At 75.0% G+C, this 16,902-nt stretch carries 18 protein-coding genes; 2 read left to right on the forward strand and 16 right to left on the reverse strand.

Translation table 11 applies throughout. From position 1 onward, the window contains the following. Positions 1-2 precede the first annotated feature (2 nt). The 7 genes from trpB to hisI form a co-directional block, all read right to left on the reverse strand. Positions 3-1,241 carry a tryptophan synthase subunit beta gene (gene trpB, locus HNR12_RS05215; RefSeq protein ID WP_179766426.1) on the reverse strand — a complete coding sequence of 413 codons (1,239 nt, stop codon included), beginning with the start codon at positions 1,239-1,241 and terminating at the stop codon, positions 3-5. Between the two features lie 263 nt (positions 1,242-1,504). After that, positions 1,505-2,311 (reverse strand): indole-3-glycerol phosphate synthase TrpC, encoded by an 807-nt coding sequence (gene trpC / locus HNR12_RS05220; RefSeq protein WP_179766427.1) that lies wholly within the window; start codon positions 2,309-2,311, stop codon positions 1,505-1,507. A gap of 206 nt (positions 2,312-2,517) precedes the next feature. Continuing rightward, a complete protein-coding gene (locus tag HNR12_RS05225) occupies positions 2,518-2,961 on the reverse strand; it encodes a DUF2752 domain-containing protein (protein WP_179766428.1) in 444 nt (147 codons plus the stop codon). Beyond that, positions 2,961-3,329 carry a CD225/dispanin family protein gene (locus tag HNR12_RS05230; RefSeq protein WP_179766429.1) on the reverse strand — a complete coding sequence of 123 codons (369 nt, stop codon included), beginning with the start codon at positions 3,327-3,329 and terminating at the stop codon, positions 2,961-2,963. Before HNR12_RS05230 ends, HNR12_RS05225 begins: the two co-directional genes overlap by 1 nt. Before the next feature lie 288 nt (positions 3,330-3,617). Continuing rightward, positions 3,618-4,037, reverse strand: coding sequence for an HGxxPAAW family protein (locus HNR12_RS05235; RefSeq protein WP_179766430.1), 420 nt, complete (start codon positions 4,035-4,037; stop codon positions 3,618-3,620). Then, the gene (locus HNR12_RS05240) at positions 4,037-4,732 is read right to left on the reverse strand and encodes a Trp biosynthesis-associated membrane protein (protein ID WP_179766431.1); all 696 of its coding nucleotides are present in this window, start codon (positions 4,730-4,732) and stop codon (positions 4,037-4,039) included. Before HNR12_RS05240 ends, HNR12_RS05235 begins: the two co-directional genes overlap by 1 nt. Beyond that, complete coding sequence (gene hisI, locus HNR12_RS05245; protein WP_179766432.1) at positions 4,729-5,148, reverse strand: phosphoribosyl-AMP cyclohydrolase; 420 nt, start codon at positions 5,146-5,148, stop codon at positions 4,729-4,731. Before hisI ends, HNR12_RS05240 begins: the two co-directional genes overlap by 4 nt. A gap of 140 nt (positions 5,149-5,288) precedes the next feature. On the opposite strand from hisI, the gene HNR12_RS05250 reads away from it, so the two are divergent. Further along, positions 5,289-6,275 (forward strand): SIS domain-containing protein, encoded by a 987-nt coding sequence (locus HNR12_RS05250; RefSeq protein ID WP_179766433.1) that lies wholly within the window; start codon positions 5,289-5,291, stop codon positions 6,273-6,275. 25 nt (positions 6,276-6,300) lie between these two features. Here the strand turns inward: HNR12_RS05250 and HNR12_RS05255 are convergent, their stop codons facing one another. The 9 genes from HNR12_RS05255 to hisD form a co-directional block, all read right to left on the reverse strand. After that, a complete protein-coding gene (locus tag HNR12_RS05255; protein ID WP_179766434.1) occupies positions 6,301-8,136 on the reverse strand; it encodes an ABC transporter ATP-binding protein in 1,836 nt (611 codons plus the stop codon). After that, positions 8,133-10,193, reverse strand: a complete 2,061-nt coding sequence (locus tag HNR12_RS05260; RefSeq protein WP_179766435.1) for an ABC transporter ATP-binding protein — start codon at positions 10,191-10,193, stop codon at positions 8,133-8,135. Before HNR12_RS05260 ends, HNR12_RS05255 begins: the two co-directional genes overlap by 4 nt. A 235-nt stretch (positions 10,194-10,428) precedes the next feature. Next, positions 10,429-11,199 (reverse strand): imidazole glycerol phosphate synthase subunit HisF, encoded by a 771-nt coding sequence (gene hisF / locus HNR12_RS05265; RefSeq protein ID WP_179766436.1) that lies wholly within the window; start codon positions 11,197-11,199, stop codon positions 10,429-10,431. Then, a complete protein-coding gene (gene priA / locus HNR12_RS05270) occupies positions 11,196-11,927 on the reverse strand; it encodes a bifunctional 1-(5-phosphoribosyl)-5-((5-phosphoribosylamino)methylideneamino)imidazole-4-carboxamide isomerase/phosphoribosylanthranilate isomerase PriA (protein ID WP_179766437.1) in 732 nt (243 codons plus the stop codon). Before priA ends, hisF begins: the two co-directional genes overlap by 4 nt. A gap of 70 nt (positions 11,928-11,997) precedes the next feature. After that, complete coding sequence (hisH, locus tag HNR12_RS05275) at positions 11,998-12,645, reverse strand: imidazole glycerol phosphate synthase subunit HisH (protein WP_179766438.1); 648 nt, start codon at positions 12,643-12,645, stop codon at positions 11,998-12,000. 70 nt (positions 12,646-12,715) lie between these two features. Beyond that, positions 12,716-12,877, reverse strand: a complete 162-nt coding sequence (locus HNR12_RS05280) for a hypothetical protein (RefSeq protein WP_179766439.1) — start codon at positions 12,875-12,877, stop codon at positions 12,716-12,718. Beyond that, the gene (gene hisB / locus HNR12_RS05285; protein ID WP_179766440.1) at positions 12,877-13,470 is read right to left on the reverse strand and encodes an imidazoleglycerol-phosphate dehydratase HisB; all 594 of its coding nucleotides are present in this window, start codon (positions 13,468-13,470) and stop codon (positions 12,877-12,879) included. The genes HNR12_RS05280 and hisB overlap by 1 nt, the downstream gene beginning before the upstream one ends. A 49-nt stretch (positions 13,471-13,519) precedes the next feature. Continuing rightward, entirely contained in the window at positions 13,520-14,635 is a 1,116-nt protein-coding gene (locus HNR12_RS05290; RefSeq protein WP_179766441.1) for a histidinol-phosphate transaminase, read from the reverse strand. A gap of 41 nt (positions 14,636-14,676) precedes the next feature. Continuing rightward, positions 14,677-15,990, reverse strand: coding sequence for a histidinol dehydrogenase (gene hisD / locus HNR12_RS05295; protein WP_179766442.1), 1,314 nt, complete (start codon positions 15,988-15,990; stop codon positions 14,677-14,679). A gap of 301 nt (positions 15,991-16,291) precedes the next feature. Between hisD and HNR12_RS05300 the strand changes: the two genes are divergently transcribed. Beyond that, a complete protein-coding gene (locus HNR12_RS05300) occupies positions 16,292-16,864 on the forward strand; it encodes a ferritin (RefSeq protein ID WP_179766443.1) in 573 nt (190 codons plus the stop codon). Positions 16,865-16,902: the final 38 nt, after the last annotated feature.

Raw genomic sequence — 16,902 nt, forward strand, 5'->3', positions numbered from 1 at the left:
GCTCACGCGCCCTCCTCCTCGCCGCCGACAAGTCCGAAGTACGCCGCGGCGGTGTCGACGTCCTTGTCGCCGCGGCCGGAGAGATTCACCACGATCACGGCGTCGGGTCCGAGCTCGGCGCCGATGGTCCGGGCACCGGCCAGCGCGTGCGCGCTCTCGATGGCCGGGATGATGCCTTCGGTGCGGCTGAGCAACTGGAACGCCTCCATCGCCTCGGAGTCGGTCACCGGCCGGTAGACGGCGCGGCCGGTGTCGGCCAACCAGGCGTGCTCAGGGCCCACGGCAGGATAGTCCAGGCCTGCGGAGATGGAGTGGCTGGGGAGGGTCTGCCCGAACTCGTCCTGGAGGACGTAGGTCCGCGCGCCGTGGAACACGCCGGGCGCGCCGCCGGTGATGGAGGCGGCGTGGCGGCCGGTGTCGACACCGTCGCCGCCGGCCTCGAAGCCGTAGAGGCGGACCCCGGTGTCGGGGATGAACGCGCCGAACAGGCCCAGGGCGTTGGAGCCGCCGCCCACGCAGGCGGCGACGGCGTCGGGCAGCCGGCCGGTGAGTTCGAGGACCTGGGCGCGGGCCTCGGCCCCGATGACGTGGTGCAGGTCGCGGACCAGCGCCGGGAAGGGGTGCGGCCCGGCGGCGGTGCCGAACAGGTAGTGCGTGTGCTCGACGTTGGCCACCCAGTCGCGGAACGCCTCGTTGATGGCGTCCTTGAGGGTGCGCGAGCCGATGGTCACCGGCACCACCTCGGCGCCCAGCAGCCGCATCCGGGCGACGTTGAGCGCCTGGCGGCGGGTGTCCTCCTCGCCCATGTAGATCACGCAGTCCAGGCCCATCAGGGCGCAGGCGGTGGCGGTGGCCACGCCGTGCTGGCCGGCGCCGGTCTCGGCGATGACGCGGGTCTTGCCCATGCGCTTGGTGAGCAGGGCCTGGCCCAGCACGTTGTTGATCTTGTGGGAGCCGGTGTGGTTGAGGTCCTCGCGCTTGAGCAGGATCCGGGCGCCGCCGCAGTACTCCGAGAAGCGCCTGGCGTCGGTGAGCGGGCTGGGGCGGCCGGTGTAGTCGCGCAGCAGCGCGTCCAGCTCGGCGTGGTAGGCGGGGTCGTTGCGGGCCTTGTCCCACTCGGCGGCGACCTGGTCGAGGGCGGCGATGAGCGCCTCGGGGCTGAACCGCCCGCCGTAGCGGCCGTAGTGGCCGCGGGCGTCGGGCGTGGCGGGGCCGGTGGACTCCGGTGTCACGGATGTCATGTCGTTCTCCATGGCGGCGCGCTGAGCTTGCGCGCGCCGGTCGAAGCGGATCGGCGCCGCGGCACCGGCGGCGGTGGCCGCCGGGCGGGCGCGGTGTCGGCGCGGCTGCGGGAGTCCTCGGACGCGGAGGTGTGCGCGGAAGAGGAGGACTCCCTAGCGCCATCGGCCGGCCGCGGGGCGCCGCAGCGCGGCCGCGCCGAACCGCCGGTCGGCGGTGGGCGGACCGGGGCGGCGGTGGCCTGCCGGGCGGGCGGGCATGGGCGCTAGTTCCGGTCCCGCAGCGCCGGGTGGGCGCCGGCGGTCACCAGGTCGGCGACGGCGTCGCGCGGGTGGCGGCCGCGTACCAGGCTCTCGCCCACCAGGACGGCGTCGGCGCCGTGCCCGGCGTAGGCGAGGAGGTCGTGGGGGCCGCGGACGCCGGACTCGGCGACGCGGACGCGGTCGGCGGGGATCAGGGGAGCCAGGCGGGCGAAGGTGTCGCGGTCGACCTGGAGGGTCTTGAGGTCGCGGGCGTTGACGCCGATGACGGTGGCGCCGGCGTCGAGGGCGCGGCCGACCTCCTCCTCGGTGTGCACCTCGACCAGCGGGGTCAGCCCGAGGGACTGGGCGCGCTCGACGAGGGACACGAGGGCGTCCTGGTCGAGGGCGGCGACGATGAGGAGCACGGCGTCGGCCCCGTGGACCAGGGCCTCCCACAGCTGGTAGGAGGTGACGACGAAGTCCTTGCGCAGCAGCGGGGTGGAGACCGCGGCGCGGACGGCGGCGAGGTCGTCCAGGCTGCCGTTGAAGCGCCTGCGCTCGGTGAGGACGCTGATGAGGGCGGCTCCGCCGGCGGCGTAGTCGCGGGCCAGCGCGGCGGGGTCGGCGATCTCGGCCAGGGGGCCCTTGGACGGGCTGGAGCGCTTGACCTCGGCGATGACCTGGACACCGGGGCGGCGCAGGGCCGCCACCACGTCCTGGGGGCGCGGCACCGAGCGCGCCCGCTCCTTCAGCTCCTCCAGGGGCGTGGCCGCCTGCCGATCGGCGAGATCGGCGCGCACTCCGTCGACAATCTCGTCGAGCACGCTCACGTGGGACTGCCCCCTCAAATCGCCGTGTTGCGGACGCCCCGCGGACGCGGGGCTCGGTGGTCGGCGGGTGGCGCCCGTGGCCCCGCGCGCCCCGGCGGGGGCGCGGCCGTGTCCGGACGCGAACCGGTTCCCGCGACTGCCTCGATCGTATCGATCCCGGGCGGGCGCGGGGCCACTCCCCCCGGCGTTGGGGGGACTCGGGCGGTTTATCCGGGGGCCAGGAAGGCCCCGAAGGGCAGGTTGCGGACCAACCAGAACCCGAGGATGGCGGCGAGGAGCACGTAGAGCCAGATCGGGTTGAGGGCCTTGCGGGGCACGGTGCGCGGCGGGGCGGGCCGCACGGAGCGGTAGAGCCACCGGCCGTAGCTGTAGAGGATGAACGGCAGCAGCACCACGAACAGGGGGTTCATGTCCAGGGCGCCCACGACGTCGAATTCGGTCAGCGCGTGGACGGCCCGCATGGTCCCGCAACCCGGGCACCAGGTTCCGGTGATCATGAGCCAGGGGCAGGTGGGGTAGTGGCCCGGCTCGTTGGGGTCGACGAAGTGCAGCAGGGCCGCCCCGGCCAGGCCCCCCGCGCCCACCAGCAGCGGCGCCGCCGCCGGGTGCGGGCGGCGGCGCCGGGACAGCGAGGTCTCCTCGGCCGACATCAGTAGGTCGAGACGCTGCTCATGGCGGCGGCGAACATCACGAAGTAGAGGATGAAGATGATCACGTAGGCGAGGATGCCGACGATCACACCGATCAGCGTGAAGCGCTTGGCCTTGGCGGCCTCCTCCTGGGCCCCGGCGTAGTCGCCGAGGTTCCACTGGGCGTTCACCTTGGCGGCGGCCAGGATGGCCGGGATGGCCAGCGGCCAGCAGCAGAACATGGCCAGGATGGCGGGCACGAGGAAGTTGTTCGGCGGCTCGCCGCCGCCGGCGGCGCTGGGGTACCCGCCCGAGCCCCCGGGAGGCGGACCGTAGCCGCCGCCGGGCGGCTGGGAGGGCGGCGGACCGGGCGGAGGACCGTAGCTCATGGTCGACACGTCTTTCGTTGCGGTGACTACTGGTTTGGATACTGGTTGCGATCCGGGAGGATGCGCCCTCGCGCGCGTGCTGCTTGCGCGCCAACGGGGTCCTGGCTGGCCGCACGCCGTGAACGCGTCGCGGGCAGACCCGCATCATGCCAGATAAACGGGACGGCTGCCGAAACGGAGGCCATTCGGCGGCAAGCCGTTCCCCGTAATGTAACCACGGGGTGCGACAGACGCCACGGCCCGCGGCGTCCGCCGCGGGCCGTACCGGTGAAGCGCGTTCCGCCTGGGCTAACGCGAGGATCCCGCGGTCTCGCCGGCCGAGGCGGCGGCGGACCCGGCGGGGGCGGCGGAGTCGGCGGAGTCGTCCTTGGCGCCGTCCCTGCCGTGGCCGCCATCGGCCGTCACGGCGTCCTTGACCTCCTTGACGGCCTCCTTGGCGGTCTTCTTCGCCTTGGCCTGGAGCGCCTCCCACTCCTCGCGCGTGGGCGGGACGGGACGCGGGGTCTTGCGGCCGAGGCCGGCCTTCTTCATGACTCCGGCGATCACGGCGAAGACCACACTGCCGCCCAGGCCCACGGCGGTCCACAGCATGAGGTCGCCGCCGAGGATGATCGCGACGCCGGCCACGCTCCACAGCACGATCCAGCTCAGGGTCAGGAACCACGCGGCGACGGTGTTGCCGTGGTCCTCGTGGTGTTCGTCGGCCATCAAGGCTCCTTCGGATTCTTCGGCTCGGTGTGCGCGTCGGAGCGCCCGGCGGGGGCCGGTTCGCGCGCCGGGGCCTCCGGCGCGGCGGCGTCCGGCGGGTCCAGGGTGGGATCGGCCCCGCTGTCGAGCGACTTCCACAACTCGGCGGGATCGCTGGAGCGGGCCGCGCCCGGGGCGCTGTGGCGATCGTACCTGCTGCTCATGCCCGGCCAGGCGGCACCCCGAAGTAGTATCGCCGCCCCCGCCGCCACCAGCAGCGCCGCCCCGACGGCGGCCAGAGCGGGCCACTGGGCCGCCACGCGCAGCGCCTCGACGCGCCCCTGCGCGGTGGACTGCTCGGCGGCCAGCGCGGTCAGCGCGGAGGTGCGGGTGCCCTGCCACACGGAGTACAGGGCGGCGGCACCGAAGGCCGCGACGGCCGCGCCCACCGCGCGGCGCGCCCAGCCGCGCGCGGCGACCACAGCGGCCAGGGCGGCGAGTCCGGCCAGGCCCAGGGCGAAGGCGGGCGCGGCGGCGTCCTGGCCGGTCAGCTCGACGGGGGCGGGGGCCACGCGGCCGCCCAGGGCGATCTCGGCCCGGGCCCACACGCGGCCGCCCGCGCCCAGCAGGACCCCGGCGCCGGCGGCCAGCGCCGCCAGGACGGCGCCGTACTCGGCGCGGGCGCGGCGCGCGGCCCGGGGGCCGTGCTCGGTCACGCCGGCTCCCGCGCGCCGGCGGGGGCCGTGCCGCCGCCCAGGGGCAGCTCGCCGGCGTCGAAGCACGTGTGGTCGCCGGTGTGGCAGGCGGCACCGGTCTGGTCGACACGCACCAGCAGGGTGTCGCCGTCGCAGTCCAGGGCCACGCCCACGACCCGCTGCACGTTTCCCGAGGTGGCGCCCTTGACCCAGTACTCCCCGCGGCTGCGCGACCAGTAGGTGGCGCTGCCGGTGTCCAGGGTGCGGCGCAGCGCCTCGTCGTCCATCCAGGCCAGCATCAGCACCTCCTTGGTGTCGTGCTGCTGGACGACGGCGGGCAGCAGGCCGTCGGGGTTGCGCTTGAGCCGGGCGGCGATCTCGGGGGCGAGGCGGGCGCCGGCGGTTCCGGCACCGCCTCCGGCGGGGCTGATGCTCATACCTCCACCCTATGGCGGTGCCGGGCCCGGTCGCGGCCGGGTCGCCCCGCCGCGCGCACCCGGCACACCCGGTTGTTTTGTAGAGTTCCAGCGCCACCGTGGCACCCTCCTCACCGCTTGGCCGACCTGGCAGGAGACCCGTGACCGCCGCACAGCTGACCGCCGACCTGGCGGGCAAGCCCGACGCCCTGATGGGCCTGGCCGACCGCCTGGCCCGCCACGACCCCTACGGCGCGCTGCCCACGCTGCTGGAGGACGAGCCCGCGGGCATCCTGCTGCTGGGCATGGGGTCGGCCCGCCACGTGTGCGAGACCGCGGCGGCGCGGATGCGGCTGAGCGGCCTGGGCGCCACCGCGGAGTTCGCCTCGGCCGAGAGGTCGCTGCCGCCGGGCCCCGACACCCTGGTGGTGGCGGTCGCCGCGGGCGGCGGGGCGCGCGAGCTGTGCTCCCTGCTGGACACCTACGCCGAGCGCTCGGCCATCATCGTGCTCGGCGACGACCCCGACTCCCCGGTGGCGCGCTACGCCGACATCCTGGTGCCGCTGCTGGCGGGGCCCGACCGCAGCGGACTGGCCTGCGCTGCGGTGCAGAACGCGCTGGCGCTGCTGCTCCTGCTGGGCTACCGGCTGGGCGCGCCCGCGGTCTCCCCCGGCGCCGACCTGGCCCAGACCCTGCGCCGGGCGGCCAACGCCACGGCCGGGCTGCTGGAGCGCGCCGGCACCTGGGTGCCCGAGGTCGCCGCCGCGCTGTCCTCGCCCGACGGCGTGCACCTGGTGGCCCCCGCCGAGCGGCTGTCCTCGGCCGCGCACGGGGCGCTGGCGCTGCGCAAGGGGCCGGTGGTCAAGGCGTACGCGGCCGAGACCGGCGAATGGTCCCACAGCGACCGCTACCTCGCGGCGGTCACCGACTACCGTGCGCTGCTGTTCGCGGGCTCCCACTACGACGATCGGACCGCCGAGCACCTGACCCAGCTGCGCGGCAGGCTGGTCGCGGTGGGCGGCGAGGTGCCCGGCGCTGCGGCGACCGTGCGCTACCCCGGCGACACCGTGCCCGACGTGGCGCTGCTCACCGAGCCGGTGGTGGCCGAGCGGCTGGCCGCGCACTGGTGGGCCGAGCGGGGACGCTGAGCCCCCGCCCGGCGCGGCCGCCTCATCAGGCCGAACTGCGCACCCACGAGGCGTACAGGTCGGCGTAGACGCCGGGGACGGCCGCCAGCTCCTCGTGCGTGCCGCGCTGCACCACCCGGCCCTCGTCGAAGACCAGGACCTCGTCGGCGGCCTCGGCGGTGGAGAGCCGGTGGGCGATGGCCACCGAGGTGCGGCCGCGGGTGAGCCGGTCCAGGGCCCGCTGGATGCGGACCTCGGTGTCGGGGTCGACGGCCGAGGTGGCCTCGTCCAGCACCAGCAGGTCGGGGTCGGCGACGTAGGCCCGCACCAGCGCGACCAGCTGCCGCTCCCCCGCCGACAGCGACTCCCCGCGCTGGCCCACGGGGGTGTCCAGGCCGTGGGCCAGGCCCGCCAGCCAGTCGGCCAGGCCCAGTTCGGCGACGGCGGCCTCCAGTTCGGCGTCGGTGGCCTCGGGGCGGGCGAAGCGGATGTTGGCGCCCAGTGAGGAGTCGAAGAGGAAGCCCTCCTGGGGCACCATGACGACCCGGCCGCGCAGGGAGGAGAACGCGACCTCGCGCAGGTCCACGCCGTCGATGAGGACCCTGCCCTCGACCGGGTCCATCAGCCGGGTGAGCAGCTTGACGAACGTGGTCTTGCCCGAGCCGGTCTCGCCGACGACCGCCACGCGGGTGCCGGGGGCGATCTCCTCGTCGACCCCGTCCAGCACGGTGGGGCCGTCGGGGTAGGCGTAGGAGACGCGCTCGAAGCGGACCGCCACCGGGCCGCGCGGCAGGGTGCGCCCGGCCTCGCCGGGGTCGGCGATGTCGGGCACGGTGTCGAGCACGCCCAGCACCCGCCGCCACCCGGCGATGGCGTTCTGCGCCTCGTTGAAGATCTCGGTGGCCATCATCATCGGCGCGATGAACAGGGTCATCAGGAACAGGAACGCCACCAGCTCCCCGGCGGTGATGCCGCCGCCGATGCCCAGCAGCACGCCGGCCACGACCACGGCCGCGTTGCCGACGGCGGCGACCAGCTCGGCGAAGGGCGAGACCGCCATGGACAGCCGCTGCGCCCGGACCTGGGCGGTGCGGGTGGCCAGCACCGTGGTGTCGATGCGGCGGGCGGTGCGCTCCTCGGTGGCGTGTGCGCGGATGACGGCGGCGCCCATGACGGTCTCGCCGATGGCGCCGAGCATGTCGCCGGTGCGCTCGCGGACCGTGAGGTAGGCCCGGGAGAGCCGGACCTGCAGCCAGCGGGCGCCGTAGACAAGCGGCAGGAAGCAGACCCACACCAGCAGGGTCAGCTCCCAGGAGTAGACGGCCATCAGCACGGTGGCCACGATGAGCTGGCCCACGCTGACGATGAGCTGGAGCCCGCCCCACTGCATGAACGTGCTGATCTGGTCGACGTCGGCGGTCACCCGGGCCACCAGCGCGCCCTTGCGCTCGCTGTTCTGGGTGAGCACCGACAGGTCGTGCACGTGCCGGAACGCCTTGCGGCGCAGGGTGGCCAGCGCCGACTCGGTGGCCCGGTAGAGCCGGACGTTCATCACGTAGGCGGCGGCCATGGTGGCGGCCAGCAGGACGGCGCAGACGCCCACGGTGGCGGCGGCGAACCCGAGGTCGGGGCCGCCGCCCTCGGCGCCCACGCCGCGGTCGATGATCTGCTGGATGGCGATGGGCACCACGACCTTGCCCACGGTGGCCACGACGGCCAGCAGCAGGGTCAGCCACAGGCCCTCGGTGAACTCCGGGGTCAGCCGCAGGCCGCGGCGGACGGTGTCGAGGGCGCCGCCGTTGGCGCGCCGCAGCCCGGGACCCGCGGCGGGGGCCTCGGCGCCGGGCGCGGGGCGGGTGCGGTCGGAGGCGGGGGCGCTCATCGCACGGTCTCCTGGGTCGCCTCGGTGTCGTCCGCGCCCGCCGGGGCCGCCGCGCCGCCCCGGTCCCCGGCGCCGTCGGGTGCGGCGGCTCCCGCGGCCCCGCCGGGCTCGCCGGGCAGACGGCCCGCGCGCAGCGGCCGCGGCGCGGGGTCGTCGGTGTCGGCGGGGTCGGCGGCCTCCCCGGCGCCGGCGGCCCGTTCGGCGGCGCGTTCGGCCGCGGCGCGCTCGTAGGCGGTGACCAGGCGGCGGTAGCCGGGCGAGCGCTCCAGCAGCTCGGCGTGGGTGCCCCGGTCGCGCACGGTGCCCTGTTCGAGGTAGACGACCTCGTCGGCGAGTTCGATGGTGGCTCGGCGGTAGGCCACCACGACCACGGTGGCCGCGAGGTCGGCGTCGCGCAGCCCGGCCAGGATCTGCGCCTCGACCTGGGGGTCCACCGCCGAGGTGGCGTCGTCCAGGATGAGCAGCCGGGGCCGGCGCACCACGGCGCGGGCCAGGGCCAGGCGCTGGCGCTGGCCGCCCGACAGCGTGGTGCCGCGCTCGCCCAGGCGGGTGTCCAGGCCCTCGGGCAGGGCGGCCACGAAGGAGTCGGCGCGGGCCAGGCGCAGCGCCGCCCACACGTCGGCGTCGTCGATGTCGGCGCCCAGGGTGACGTTGCCGCGCACGGTGTCCTCGAAGATGAACGTGGACTGCGGCACCAGGGCGGCGGCTGCGGCGATCTCGCCCCGGGCGAGGTCGCGGACGTCCACGCCGTCGAGTTCGACGGTGCCGGTGTCGGGGTCGACCAGGCGCATCAGCAGTGTGGTGAGCGTGGACTTGCCCGACCCGGTGGGCCCCACCAGCGCCACGGTGCGGCCGGGGGCGATCCCGAAGTCGACGCCGCGCAGGACGGTGCTGCGCCGCCCGGGCGCGGTGTCGGCGTCGGCGAGGTCGCGCGCGCCGGTGTCGTAGGAGTCCTCGTAGGAGAAGCCCACCCCGCGGGCGGCCAGGGCGACCCCGCCGGTGCCGGGGGCGATGCGGCGCTCGCCGAAGGGCATCTCGCCCTGGGCGGTGAGCACCGCCTGGACGCGGTTCCAGCCCACCACCGAGCGCGGGAGGTCGCCCAGGATCCAGCCCAGGGAGCGGATGGGCAGGGCCAGCAGGGTGAACAGGTAGGCCACCTGCACGAGGTCGCCGGGGGCGATGGCCCCGGTGGACAGCCGCCACATGCCGATCAGCAGCACCGCCAGGATGCCGAAGTTGGGCAGGTGCTCCATGACGGGGTCGAAGACCGCGCGCATGCGCCCCACCTGGATCTGGGCGTCGCGCAGGCGGTGCGCGGCGGCGGTGAACCGCTCGGTCTCGTGCTCCTCGCGGCCCAGGCTCTTGACCACCAGCGCGCCGTCGAAGGACTCGTGGGCGACCTCGCTGACCTGGGCGCGCAGCGCCTGGGCGCGGGTGGCCACCGGCGCCACGCGGCGCTGGAAGACGATGTTGGCCACCGCCAGCACCGGGAACACGACGAAGGCGACCAGGGCCAGCACGGGGTCGGTGGCGACCATGGCGACGGCGGCGATGACCAGCATCACCAGGCTGCCGATCACCATGGGCAGCGGCGCGAGCGGCTGCCAGGTGGCCTCGACGTCGGCGTTGGCGTTGGACAGCAGCTGCCCGGTGGCGTGGCGGTGGTGCCAGGACAGCGGCAGCCGCAGGTAGGTGCGCGAGACCGCGCGGCGGTAGCGGGCCTGCATGCGGAACTGCATCAGACCGGCGTAGAGCCGCCGGGCGGCCAGGCCCAGCGCCTTGGCGACCCCCACCCCCAGCAGCGCGGCGGCGGCCAGCGCGAGGGCGGCGGCGGTGGTGCGGTTGTCGGCGAGCGCGGGCAGGATGACGCGGTCGGTGATACCGCCCATGACCGATGCCGAGCCCACGCTGACGGCGGCGTGCAGCCCGGCACCGAGCACGGCGACGGAGAACACCACGGGTTCGGTGCGGATGGCCACCCACAGCACGTACATGCCGCGTCGGAAGACCGCCGACCGCCCCTCCTCCCGGCTGGTCGTGCTCTGGTCTCCGGGCATACGTCCCCCTGCGCCTCGACGCTTGCATGTGGCGGCCATGACGAGGGCGTCCCATGACAGGACGCCCGCCTTCCAACCTACTCCGCCGCGCGGGGCAGGCTGTAGCCGTTTAGTTCAGCGGTGGGCGGGTGCGCCCTATTCCGCCTCCTTCGGCGCGGAGCGCGAGGGGTGGCGGCGGACGGCGTGTCGTGCTAGGAGTGCGCGCCCGGGGGTGCCGGGGTGCCGGGCCTGCGTGCTAGCGCACCGGGTGGCCGTGGGCGCGCAGCTCGGCCTTGACGTCGGCGACCGTGAACTCCCCGAAGTGGAACACGCTGGCGGCCAGGACCGCGTCGGCCCCGGCGTCGACGGCCGGCGGGAAGTGCTCCACCCGGCCGGCGCCGCCGCTGGCGATCAGCGGGACGTCCACCACCGCGCGCACGGCGCGGATCAGCTCCAGGTCGAACCCGGCGCGGGTGCCGTCGGCGTCCATGGAGTTGAGCAGCAGCTCGCCGGCGCCCAGTTCGGCGGCGCGGGCGCACCACTCCACCGCGTCGATACCGGTCCCGGTGCGCCCGCCGTGCGTGGTGACCTCGAACCCGCTGGGGGTCGCGGTGCCCTCGGCGGTGCGGCGCACGTCGGCCGACAGCACCAGGACCTGGTTGCCGAAGCGGTGCGCGATCTCGCGGATCAGCTCGGGGCGGGCGATGGCCGCGGTGTTCACGCCGACCTTGTCGGCGCCCGCGCGCAGCAGCCGGTCGACGTCCTCGGGCGTGCGCACGCCGCCGCCCACCGTCAGCGGGATGAACACCTGCCCGGCGGTGCGGTGCACCACGTCGTAGGTGGTGGCGCGGTCGCCGCTGGAGGCGGTGACGTCGAGGAAGGTCAGCTCGTCGGCGCCCTCGGTGTCGTAGCGGGCGGCCAGCTCCACCGGGTCGCCGGCGTCGCGCAGGTTCTGGAAGTTGACGCCCTTGACGACCCGCCCGGCGTCGACGTCCAGGCAGGGGATGACACGGATGGCCAGGCTCATGCCGCGCGCACCGCCTTGAGGGCGTCCTCCAGGGTGAAGGCCCCCTCGTAGAGCGCGGTGCCCATGATGGCGCCCTCGACGCCCTCGCCGGTCAGCGCGGCGATGGCGGTGAGGTCCTCCAGGGAGGAGATGCCGCCGCTGGCCACCACGGGCTTGTCGGTGAAGCGGGCCACGGTGCGCAGCAGCTCCAGGTTGGGGCCCTGCAGGGTGCCGTCCTTGGTGACGTCGGTGACGACGTAGCGGGGGCAGCCGTCGGCCTCCAGCCGCTCCAGCGTGGTCATCAGGTCGCCGCCGTCGCGGGTCCAGCCGCGCGCGGCCAGGGTCTGGCCGCGCACGTCCAGGCCGATGGCGATCCGCTCGCCGTGCTCGGCGATGATGCGGGCGCACCACTCGGGGTTCTCCAGCGCGGCGGTGCCGATGTTGACGCGGGTGCAGCCGGTGGCCAGGGCCGCCGCCAGCGACTCGTCGTCGCGGATGCCGCCCGACAGCTCCACGCGGACGTCCAGCCGGCCCACGATCTCGGCGAGCAGGTCGCGGTTGTGGCCGCGGCCGAAGGCGGCGTCGAGGTCCACCAGGTGGATCCACTCGGCTCCGGCGCGCTGCCAGCCCAGGGCGGCCTGGAGGGGGTCGCCGTAGCGGCCGCCGGAGCCGGCCTTGCCCTGGACGAGCTGGACGGCCTGGCCGTCGGCGACGTCGACGGCCGGCAGGAGTTCAAGGGTGGAGGACATGAGCGCCTTCTGGTCGGATGCGGATCGTGGTGCTGTGCGGTGCGGTGCCCTGGGGGCGGGCCGGGCGCGGCTAGAGCGTGCCCACCCAGTTGGCCAGCAGCCGGGCTCCGGCGTCGCCGGACTTCTCGGGGTGGAACTGGACGGCGCTGAGCGGGCCGTTCTCCACGGCGGCGACGAAGGGCGCGCCGTGGGTGCTCCAGGTGACCAGCGGCGGCGCGATGTGCGCCGAGGCGGGGGTCAGCGTCCAGTCGAGCACGCCGTAGGAGTGCACGAAGTAGAACCGGGCGTCGCGGTCGAGCCCGGCGAACAGCCGGCTGCCCTGGGGCGCCTCGACGGTGTTCCAGCCCATGTGCGGCACGACGTCGGCGCGCAGCCGCTCCACGGTGCCGGGCCACTCGCCGCAGCCCTCGCTGGTGACGCCGTGCTCCACCCCGCGCTCGAACAGCACCTGCATGCCCACGCAGATGCCCAGCACCGGGCGGCCGCCGGCCAGGCGCTTGCCGATGACCCGGTCGCCGCCGACGGCGCGCAGTCCCTCGGCGCAGGCGGCGAAGGCGCCCACGCCCGGCACGACCAGGCCGTCGGCCTCCAGCGCGGCATGGGGGTCGGCGGTCACGGCGACCTCGGCGCCGGTGCGCTCGACGGCGCGCTGGGCCGAGCGCAGGTTGCCCGAGCCGTAGTCGAGGATGACCACGCGTGGTGGTGTGCGCTGCGTCATGTGCGCATCCCGCCTTTCACTGGGGTGCGGGTGGGTCGGTGGTGTGGTGGGCGCGGTGCGGCGGGGCGGCTCAGCCGAAGTAGCCCAGGCGCAGCGCGCCGGCGACGACCGCCAGCAGCGCGCACGCCCCCAGGCCCGCCGCCAGGACCTTGTTGACCCGCCACAGGGCGGCCGTGCCTCCGGCGAGCAGTCCGCCCAGGGCGACGAGCAGGACGCCCCAGAGCGCGCTCACTACAGCGCGCCCTTGGTGGAGGGCACGCCGCTGACGCGGGGGTCGCGCTCGCAGGCGAAGCGCAGCGCCCGGGCGAAGGCCTTGAACTGGCACTCCACGATGTGGTGGGCGTTGCGCCCGTAGGGCACGTGGACGTGCAGGGCCACCCGGGCCTGGGCCACGAAGGACTCGAAGACGTGGCGGGTCATGGTGGTGTCGTAGTCGCGGCCGATGACCGGGGCCATGCCCTCGGGCTCGCTGTGCACGAGGTAGGGGCGGCCCGACACGTCGACGGTGACCTCGGCCAGCGCCTCGTCCAGGGGGACCTTGGCGTCGGCGAACCGGCGGATGCCGGCCTTGTCGCCCAGGGCCTCGCGGAAGGCCGCGCCCAGCGCCAGGGCGGTGTCCTCGATCGTGTGGTGGGAGTCGATGTGGAGGTCGCCCTCCGTGCGGACGGTGAGGTCGAACAGTCCGTGCTTGGCGAGCTGGTCGAGCATGTGGTCGTAGAAGCCGACTCCGGTGGAGATGTCGGCGACCCCGCTGCCGTCGAGGTTCAGCTCCACGACGACCTTGGTCTCCTTGGTGGCGCGTTCGACGCGGCCGGTGCGGCTCATGGCGGTGCGGTTCTCCCGGGAGGATGGCGGTGGGCGGTGGGCGGCTGCTCTACCGGTGTTCGGCGCGTACCTGGAGCAACGCCGTGCGGAAGGCCGACATTTCCTCCGGCGTGCCGACGGTGACGCGCAGCTTGCCGGGGGGTCCGACCTCGCGGACGAGCACCCCGTGCTCCAGCAGGCCGCGCCAGGCGGCCGAGCGGTCGGGGAAGTCGCCGAAGAGGACGAAGTTGGCGTCGGAGTCGGCGACGGTGTAGCCCTGGCCGCGCAGCCAGGCGACGAGGGCGTCGCGCTCCTCGCGCAGCTGCTTGACCTGGCCCAGCAGTTCGTCGCCGAACTCCAAGGCGGTGCCGGCCACCACCTGCGTGACCGACGACAGGTGGTAGGGCAGCCGGACGAGTTGGAGGGCGTCGACCACGGCGGGGTGCGCGGCCAGGTAGCCCACGCGCGCGCCGGCCAGCGCGAACGCCTTGGACATGGTGCGGGTGACGACGAGCCGCGGGTGGTCGGCCAGCAGGCTCAGCGCGCTGGGGGTGTCCTCGCGGCGGAACTCGGCGTAGGCCTCGTCGACCACGACCATGCCGGGGGCGGTCTCGGCGACGGCGGCGATGACCTCCAGCGGCAGCGCGGTGCCGGTGGGGTTGTTCGGCGAGGTGAGGAAGACGATGTCGGGGCGGTGGCGCTCGACGGCGGCCGCGGCGGCCTCGGGGGTGAGCCCGAAGTCGGGGCCGCGCTCGGCGCCGACCCACTCGGTGGCGGTCACCCGGCTGATCACCGGGTACATCGAGTAGGACGGCTCGAACCCCAGCGCGCGGCGGCCGGGGCCGCCGAACGCCTGCAGGAGCTGCTGGAGCACCTCGTTGGAGCCGTTGGCCGCCCACACCGACGCGGTGTCGAGCCCGTGGCCCAGGTAGCGGGCGAGGTCGGCGCGCAGCCGGGTGGCGTCGCGGTCGGGGTAGCGGTTGAGCCCGGCGGCCACGTCGGCGACGTTGCGGCCCAGGGCCTCGGCCAGGCGCGGCGAGGGCGGGTAGGGGTTCTCGTTGGTGTTGAGCGCCACCGCCACCGGCAGCTGCGGCGCGCCGTAGGGCTCGGTGCCGCGCAGGTCCGCGCGCAGGGGGAGGTCGGCCAGGGTGAGGGCGGCGGGGTCGGGCCGGGCGGATTCGTCCATGGGGGCGGGTGCGTCCCTTGGGTCGGTGGGGTCGGTCGGGGTCACCGGGCGCCTCCGGCGGGTCCGGCGCCCACGCGCGCGATGACGGCCTCGCCGTGGGCGGGGAGGTCCTCGGCCTGGGACAGGGCGACCACGTGGGGGGCGACCTCGGCCAGGGCGGCGCGGTCGTAGGACACGACGTGCATCCCGCGCAGGAAGGTCTGCACGCTGAGCCCGGCGGTGTGGGCGGCGCTGCCGCCCGTGGGCAGCACGTGGTTGGAGCCGGCGCAGTAGTCGCCCAGGGACACCGGGGAGTGGTCGCCGACGAAGACGGCGCCGGCGTTGCGGACCCGCGCGGCGTGGGCGTGGGGGTCGGCGGTCATGATCTCCAGGTGCTCGGCGGCATAGGCGTCGACCACCGCCAGGCCGTGGTCGATGTCGTCCACCAGGACGATCCCCGACTGGCGGCCGGCCAGCGCCTCGGCCACGCGGTCGCGGTGGCGGGTGGCGGGCACGCGGGCGGCCAGTTCGGCCTCGACCTTTCCGGCGAGGTCGGTGGAGGGCGTGACCAGCACGGAGGCGGCGACGACGTCGTGCTCGGCCTGGCTGATGAGGTCGGCGGCGACGTAGCCGGGGTCGGCGGTGTCGTCGGCGAGGATGGCGATCTCGGTGGGGCCGGCCTCGGCGTCGATGCCGATCACGCCCTTGAGCAGGCGCTTGGCCGCGGCCACCCAGATGTTGCCGGGGCCGGTGACCATGTCGGCGCGCGCGCAGGGGCCGGCGCCGTAGGCGAACATCGCGACGGCCTGGGCGCCGCCCACGGCGTAGACCTCGTCGACGCCCAGCAGCGCGCAGGCGGCGAGCACGGTGGGGTGGGGCAGGCCGCCGAACTCGGCCTGGGGCGGGGAGGCCACGGCGAGCGAGGCGACCCCGGCCTCCTGGGCGGGCACGACGTTCATGACGACGCTGGAGGGGTAGACGGCGCGGCCGCCGGGGACGTAGAGCCCCACGCGGGCCACGGGCACCCACCGCTCGGTGACCGTGCCGCCGGGCACGACGGTGGTGGTGGTGTCCTCGCGCCGCTGGTCGGCGTGGACCAGGCGGGCGCGGCGGATGGACTCCTCCAGGGCGGCGCGGACCTCGGGATCGAGCGCGGCGAGGGCGGAGTCGACCGCCTCGCGCGGCACGCGGATGTCGGTGAGCGCGACGCCGTCGAACCGCTCGGTCAGCTCGATCAGCGCCTCGGTGCCGCGGCGGCGGACGTCCTCGCAGATGGGGCGGACCCGGTCGAGGGCGGTCTCGATGTCCAGCTCGGCGCGCGGCAGCAGGTCGCGCGGGTCGCCGACGGCGCCCCGGAGGTCGATACGGGAGATCACGCGTTCATTCTAGGGGCCGCGCGCGGGGCCGGTCGGCACCCGGCCGCGCTGGTGGCGGGCCCGCGGGGCGGCCGGGGGGCGCCTTCGGGGCGTCCGCGCGGCCCGCGGCGCGGGCGGGCGCCCGAAACGGCCCGGAAAGGGCTGAGGGAAGGCTTACCGAAACAGCGGTGAATGGGGTCGAATTAGACTCGCCTGAGTTTGGATCACCTAGCCTAAATCAACGTAGCCAAGGTTTTCCTGCGTGTCGCGCATTACTCGGACATTAATCGACACCGCATTTCGGCCGCGTTATTATTCAGGCATGAACGCGCTGAGAAGAACCGCTGACCACGGCCCCGCCGGCCTCACCAAGTTCCACCGGCTGCTGCTGGAGCAGGTGGGCCACGAATTCACCGCGTCGCACCAGTACTTCGCGCTCGCGGCCTGGTTCGACGACCGCGACCTCCCGGCCCTGGCCCGGGTGTTCTACCGCCAGTCGCTGGAGGAGCGCGACCACGCCGCCATGATCGTGCGCTACCTGATCGACAATCACGTCGCGCCCGACATTCCCGGCATCGGGGAAATCCAGACCTCCTTCACCGAGCCGCGCGAACTCGTCGCCCTCGCGCTGCGCCAGGAGCAGCAGGTCACCGAGCAGATCAAGGCGCTGGCCAAGGCCGCCCGCGACGAACTCGACTACACCGGCGAGCAGTTCCTCAACTGGTTCCTCCAGGAGCAGGTCGAGGAGGTCGCCACCATGTCGACCCTGCTCAACGTGGTGGAGCGCGGCAGCGGCAACATGTTCGACGTCGAGACCTGGGTCACCCGCGAACTGTCCTCCCCCGCCGAGGGCGACTCCAACGCGCCCGAGACCGCCGGCCCCGCCGTCAGCTGACCGCCGCGCAGGCCCCTGGTCCCGCCCGCCGCGGCGGG

This window comes from Streptomonospora nanhaiensis, assembly GCF_013410565.1.
In the GTDB taxonomy this organism is placed as follows: Bacteria; Actinomycetota; Actinomycetes; order Streptosporangiales; family Streptosporangiaceae; genus Streptomonospora; species Streptomonospora nanhaiensis.

Coding starts and splice junctions, on each gene's coding strand:
- HNR12_RS05230 (WP_179766429.1), bottom strand. CDS start 3,329: ATGAGCTACGGTCCTCCGCCCGGTCCGCCGCCCTCCCAGCCGCCCGGC.
- hisH (WP_179766438.1), bottom strand. CDS start 12,645: ATGACGCAGCGCACACCACCACGCGTGGTCATCCTCGACTACGGCTCG.
- HNR12_RS05260 (WP_179766435.1), bottom strand. CDS start 10,193: ATGCCCGGAGACCAGAGCACGACCAGCCGGGAGGAGGGGCGGTCGGCG.
- priA (WP_179766437.1), bottom strand. CDS start 11,927: ATGTCCTCCACCCTTGAACTCCTGCCGGCCGTCGACGTCGCCGACGGC.
- hisB (WP_179766440.1), bottom strand. CDS start 13,470: ATGAGCCGCACCGGCCGCGTCGAACGCGCCACCAAGGAGACCAAGGTC.
- hisI (WP_179766432.1), bottom strand. CDS start 5,148: ATGAGCATCAGCCCCGCCGGAGGCGGTGCCGGAACCGCCGGCGCCCGC.
- HNR12_RS05290 (WP_179766441.1), bottom strand. CDS start 14,635: ATGGACGAATCCGCCCGGCCCGACCCCGCCGCCCTCACCCTGGCCGAC.
- hisF (WP_179766436.1), bottom strand. CDS start 11,199: ATGAGCCTGGCCATCCGTGTCATCCCCTGCCTGGACGTCGACGCCGGG.
- HNR12_RS05225 (WP_179766428.1), bottom strand. CDS start 2,961: ATGTCGGCCGAGGAGACCTCGCTGTCCCGGCGCCGCCGCCCGCACCCG.
- HNR12_RS05300 (WP_179766443.1), top strand. CDS start 16,292: ATGAACGCGCTGAGAAGAACCGCTGACCACGGCCCCGCCGGCCTCACC.
- trpB (WP_179766426.1), bottom strand. CDS start 1,241: ATGACATCCGTGACACCGGAGTCCACCGGCCCCGCCACGCCCGACGCC.
- HNR12_RS05255 (WP_179766434.1), bottom strand. CDS start 8,136: ATGAGCGCCCCCGCCTCCGACCGCACCCGCCCCGCGCCCGGCGCCGAG.
- HNR12_RS05235 (WP_179766430.1), bottom strand. CDS start 4,037: ATGGCCGACGAACACCACGAGGACCACGGCAACACCGTCGCCGCGTGG.